Genomic DNA, 6,133 nt, shown 5'->3' on the forward strand with positions numbered 1-6,133 from the left:
CCATGTCTACTGCGTTGCGCTCGGTCGGGCTCCTCGACGTAGTGTAAACTACGCCTGCGTCGCCCTCGGTCGCGACGCCTTGTAGCCATACCCGTCTCCACCGCCTCGCTACGAACCATGGTGAGAAAAGCGGGTTAATCCCGGTTCCGCTTTCGGGAAGAAATCGATGAGGGATATGTGGCCCTGTAAACCGACTCCGTCCCGGGAGACGGGGCGATACCGAGGCTTGCGGAGAGGACGTTCCTGCATGCGCGGTAAGTCGCGTGCGCTTCGGCATCCCTTCCCAGCCGCCTGTAACAGACAATCAGGCAGCGGTAGAATTCTTCGGCAAGGCTCTCCGCCTCGATCCCCCTTCGATAGCAGTCCACCGCCTTCTCCCACTCATCCGCGCTCTCCCAATGGCGGCCCAGCGTTTCGACCGCCCGCAGGAACTTGCTCCGCAACCGCTCCCGGAGCGATACGGCCTTCGGGTGCTTCGTCTCCTCCGGAAGGAACGGCCCCTTGTAAAGGCCGACCGCCTTTTCGATCATGCGCAGGATCTCGGCGCCGCCGTCCCTTCCCGCATCCCGTTTCCTCGCGTTCCCTGCCTGCTCGATCAGTCGTTCGAACGCCCAGGCGTCCACCCACCCATGCCGGTCCGACAGCGTCAGCCTGCCGTCCCGTAGCGCGATCGCCTTCTCGTCTCCGACCAGCTTGCGCAGCCTGTGGAGAGTGGATGTGAACGCCTGGTGAGCGAGATCGCCTTCGGAATCCGGCCAGAGAAGGTCTGTGATCGTCTCTTCCGCGATTTCACTTCCGCCCAGGGTGATAAGGGCCTTCAGCATCTGGAGCGGCTTCTGCTGAACTTTCTTGGAGACGGGAATCCGCTCTCCGTACTTGACGAGATCGAACCGGCCGAGCGTGAAAACCTCGAACGGGTAAGGCCACCGCTCCGCATCCAACGGCCGGTCCGGAACAAGCGCATTCCGCCTGATGAGATCCTGCGCATAGGCGGTTTCTATTCCGGCGTCGAGCGCCTTGGCCATGATTCCCTCAATGACCCCCGGCTGCCACATGTACAGATTGACATACCCGTTCTCCCTTCCCACGCGCATCCCTTCCCGCAGCGACAACAATGCCGCCGATTCGTTTCCTTCCTGCAGGTAAAAATATGATTGGCTCAACAGACAGAGGAAACGCGTATACTCGTTCCGGCTATGGGCGCCGGTCTGGCAAGCCATTGACAATGAGTCCGCCGCTTTCCCGTTCTCCCCGGCCGCGTGGAAGAGGAATCCCCTCAGTGAATGGGACAGGTATACGGTCCAGGGATTGCCCACTTCTTCGCAAAGCCTGAGATTCTCCGATGAGTGTAGATCGGCATGCGCCGTCTCTCCCCGCAGCAGCGCTTCCCAGGCGGCAGCGTAATGATAGAAACTGGCTTCCCAGGGCTTGGCCGACGGCAGGGATGCCGCCATATCGCCGAGGTATCGCCCCGCGGTCGGAAAATCGCCGGTTTTAAGGGAACAGAGCACTCCCTGCCCCATCAGCATGTAATCCATGACATGAACGCCCGTTGCCCCGGACAGCGCGAGACCTTCCGACACGGCCTTCATGCCCATTTCGTAGCATGAGGCCAGGTTGGCGTAAGCCGCCTCCAGCCAGTTCACGGTAAGGCGCGCAATCGGGGGGACATCCTGGAGTTTCACCGTTTCCCGCAGCGTGTCGAGAAGGAATTCCAGCTTCCGCAAGTTCCCTTCCGCGTACCGGAAGATCGCCATGTTGACAAGGGCTTCGATCCTGACGGAAAGGTCCCCGCAGGTCTGCGAAACATGGTGGGCCCGATCTGCCCATCGTTCCATCGCGGAATACGGAGGACGGCGCAGCGCGAGGGCCCGGATCATGCTGCAAGTGACCCTCGCCCCGATCTCTTCGGAAGGAAAGTCGCCGAATTCGTTCATCAGCCCGTCCAGGAGGGAAAACCAGCGGTCGAGTGGTTTCAATCCTTCATGGCCGTACATGATCGATTCGGCGATGCCGGACCAGGCAAGGAATACGCCTCCCACGTCCCGCAATTCGTAGAACCGCCTGAACGCCTCCTCGAAGGCCTTTCGGCTCTCCCGGGGTTCGAACGGAAGGCGGCTTGCACCCGTCCAATAGTCGATCCATGGATTATTTTCCGTTTCGGATTTCGGTATGGCGGCAAGCCATTCTCCAAGCGTCCTGTATCTGCCCTGCGCAACCAGGGAGGAAGCCTGCGAGAGTACGATGCGCATCGCTTCCTCCCATGCGCCGCATTCCCGGTAGAGGGCGACCGCCGCCTCCAGTTGGCCGTTTCCGGCCAGAAGATCCGCGGCCTCCCGCTGGATCAGGGCGATATCCTGCGCGGGAAGCGCTGCCTTCGCACGGGCCAGCAAAAATTCCCGGAACAGGGAATGGTATTCGTACACCGGCTCGCCGTGCAGGTGTTTCTGGGTGAAATAATTGTTCCGGCTCAGGTAGGAAAGGATCAGTCCCGCGCGAGGCTCTCCCGCCAGCTTTTCCGCCATCCCGACGGTCGTTCGTTCAAGGAAGACGCTCCGGAGAAGGAAAGCCCGGACATTTTCCTCCAGCCGCCCGAAGACTTCCTCCGCGAAATAATCGAACAGTTCCTCGGGAGACCGCTCCCCGAGTCTTCGGCTTTCTACGGGATGCCTGTCCGTTTGCTCCAGGATGAGAACCAACCCCGCCGCCCATCCGTCCGTCCTGCCGTGCAGCATGCGGGCGGTTTCCTTCGATACCTTCCGCTTCCGGCGCAGACGGGCGATACCTTCCGTCTCGGTGTGAGTCAGGCGAAGTTCTTCCCAGCCCATGACCTCCATCGTTCGATGCGCGCGGTCGCGGGCGAACGCGGGAGGGGGGTCTCCCCGGCTGATCAGGATCGCGTTCAATCCCTTCGGCAGGGCGGACAACCCTTCCCGCAGGACATCGTGCACGAACGATTCCGGAGGGACCTTCTGGCAGTTGTCGAATACCAGCACGGAACCGGGTTTCAGACGGGCGTACAGGCGTTCGAAATACCGTAGGGAGAACACGGAAAGATTCGGATGATACTCGGGGGAGAGAAGAGGGAGCGGCGTTCTGTTCCGGGGCGCCGCCCTGCGGGCCGCCAGGCCCATGTAATAGAAGAAGGAAGCCGGGTCCACGTCCCCTTCATCCACCTGGTACCAAAGGCAGGAAAGGCCCCGGGTCTCGATATAGCTGCCGACAAGAGTGGTTTTCCCCGAGCCCGCCGGAGCAGAGATCCAGATCACTGGCCGTTTTCGCGCGGCGTCGAGCAGGCGGAACAGGTTCCTGCGGGGGAAGTACCCCGTAATCCGGGGAGCCGTCACCTTGGCGACCGATGCGGCCCCTGTGCCGGTTCTTCCCGCCATTCCCTTCACCTCCCGAGCCAGCCGGAAAAATATCCCGCCCGCCACAGTATCAGCAGCGAGAGCAGCATCACCAGCAGATAAAAATACAGTTTCCATGGACGCTTCTTCTCGGCGAACGGATCGGTCAGGGATCGCTCGGCGTTTTCGGGCAGCTTCGCTAACGCCGTCAGCGAGTTTCCGAAGGGGATGTTGATTTTCGCCCGGGCGTTCACCGCCCACCCGTTGGCGTCGAGGATGGGGCCCAGGTTGCGCTGCCGCAGCTTGGCCCAGGCGATGAGAACCGACGGGCCGGAAACGAGAAGAAGGCCCCCCGCCGCCACCAGGGGCACCTGCCACCAGTCGAGCCGGAACAACCCGGACATCATGGAGGCGAGCGCTCCGCCGATGGCGCCGATCGCCAGGCCGATTGCGGCGAAGATCCCGGCGAACCTGGCGATGTCGAACGCAGGGGGTGGGGCGGCGGCAGTCTGCCCGGCTGCCGCCTTTTGGCCGGCGGCGATCATCGCCAACGTCCTCCGGTCCTCGGCAGCCTTCTGGCGAGCAGCCGCCATCTTGTGGAATTGCTCGCCGATCATCCGCGCCAGCCGCTTGTACGGCGACCAGAAAGCCTGCCGGATGCCGATGGGATGCTCCACGATGCGCACGATAGTCGCATCCCAGTCCCGCCCCGCGCGGTCGTAGAATACGCCGTTGCGACCCTCCATCAGCATGTCGGAGTCCCCAGCCGTGAAACCGGCGGCTATATTCATTTTCTCTCCCCCGCCACGGCGAGTGCATTCGCAGTAGAGAAGGTAGACCCGGCTCATGGTGGCAATGGAAGCGTGGCGGTTCACGTCGGCCACGGATACGCAAAGTTCGCAGCTGCGGCCGTCCAGGTAGAGGGTCCCCGCCTGGAAAGTCGCCTTCCCCTTGCGCGTGTAGAAATTGCGGAAGGAAACGAAGTTGTTCACGAAGACATGAAGATCGCGGCAGTACCGAATGAGCTTCTCCACCGATGCTACGGCCGCAACCGCCGGCTCGACCTCCTTGTCCGACGCCGCAAGTTCGAGGAGAGCTTCCCTTCCGCCCGCCGCCAGGATCGCCTTCAAATAGCCCGGATCGAGCTTCTCCAGCGCCGTTGCCGGGCGGGACGCCAGCCATGCCTCATAGAGGCGGAAAGAGGCGCATATTTTCGCCCAACCGTCCTCGGACAGCTCGGAAACTTCGCCAAGCAGCGGTTCCGCGACGGTTCGCCCGAATTCACGCATCGCTTCGGACCAGGCAGGGTTCAGGCGGTCGAAGAACCTCAAGGGAGCTCCGGGAGCCGCCACCGCAAGCGGAAGTTGGGCCACGGATTCCATGCTGCCGCCGAGATCCATCGAAGAGAGCTTCAGGTACTCCGCGTCCTGCGGTCCCAAAAGCGATGCCGCGCGGATGTCGTACGCAGCCAGGCGGCAGCGCCTGAAATAGTCCTCGATCCTGGGACGCAGGGAAAGGAAAAGCCCGTAACACGCGGCGGTTTCGTCGCCGAACGGCCTTATGTCCGGTCCTTCCCCGGCCGCATGCCAATCCGCAAGGGCCCGGGCTTCGGAGTAAAACCTCTCCACCTTCCCGGCGGTAACGCCGGGATCCCCGGAGCGGTCGGTTTCCGGGCCAAGGCATTCGATGATGTCCTCGATGACAAGGCCGAGTGCGGGATCCGTGGCGGCCTTGGCCGGAACGATACCGTCCCCGTTGAACCTCGCCCGGGAGAAGATACGCGACATGTCGCACACGTCATCGAGGCGGATTTCCCCGGCGCCGGGTTTTCCGAGAGCGGAAAGGACGAAATTCGCTCCGTCCAGGACGGCCTTCCCCTCCTCGCAGGCCTCGTCGATCGCGGACAGCGGGATGCAGTCCGGGCGCTTGACGATAAGGTCGGGATCCTTGAGAACAGCCCCCGCCCAACGAATCGCTTCGAGGACCTCGGGAACCCGGACGTGGCCGTCGCCGTCGGCGTCGATGAACGCGAGCGTTTTCGGGTCGAATTCGATACCTGGGACGGGACAGCTGAGCGCCACCCAGAGCTTCTGATCTAGGGATTTGAGCGCCATGAGATCGGCGCCCGTTTCCAGCAGGACCTGGTCGAACCCGCCCGCCCGGAAGAATTTCCATCGATGGGTACCCGGTAAAGCCGCATCCGGCTTGCCTGGTGCGGTCATTGGTACGCTCCTGCCGAATTCCATACGGCCCCGAGAGCCGGTAAGCAAACGGTTTATATATTAACCCACGAAAACGCCGTTCTTTTCGTAATTATCGTGGAAAGGCGGGGAGCCTTGCGCAGCATGGCCGAACCGGACAATGCTGCTTCCGGCATACAATTTTACCTATGCGGCATGGTCTTGACATATTGCCGCGATACGGAATCCGTTCGGTCTTCCTGTCCGCGAATGCCGCTCACGCGGCTTCTTTTTTCCCGGCCTTGGCCTTCGCTTCGATCAGCGCCTGGATGATCGTCCGGCAGAAAGCCGGCAGATCGTCCGGCTTGCGCGAGGTGATCAGGTTGCCGTCGCGGACGACCTCACGGTCCTCGTACGTTGCGCCTGCGTTTACCAGGTCGTCCTTGATGGCGATATATCCGGTCGCTCTTCTCCCGCGCAGGACGTTCGCCGACGCGAGCATCCAGCCGCCGTGGCATATGGCGGCGACCACTTTCCCCTGCCGGTACGATTCGCGAACCAGGTCGACCATCGACTTACGCAGGCGCATCCGGTCCGGCGCATAGC

General features: G+C 62.2%; 3 protein-coding genes. All 3 read right to left on the reverse strand.

The annotated features are described in order from the left end of the window. Positions 1 to 134 precede the first annotated feature (134 nt). Positions 135 to 3,389 (reverse strand): hypothetical protein, encoded by a 3,255-nt coding sequence (locus HY896_02915; protein MBI5575296.1) that lies wholly within the window; start codon positions 3,387 to 3,389, stop codon positions 135 to 137. Positions 3,390 to 3,394: 5 nt separating this feature from the next. Beyond that, positions 3,395 to 5,569, reverse strand: a complete 2,175-nt coding sequence (locus HY896_02920; protein ID MBI5575297.1) for a hypothetical protein — start codon at positions 5,567 to 5,569, stop codon at positions 3,395 to 3,397. A gap of 235 nt (positions 5,570 to 5,804) precedes the next feature. Further along, positions 5,805 to 6,133: DJ-1/PfpI family protein (locus HY896_02925; GenBank protein ID MBI5575298.1), on the reverse strand; the 329-nt coding region annotated here is incomplete at its 5' end.

It is taken from the genome of Deltaproteobacteria bacterium (assembly GCA_016218975.1).
Lineage (GTDB): Bacteria > Desulfobacterota > Deferrimicrobia > Deferrimicrobiales > Deferrimicrobiaceae > JAENIX01.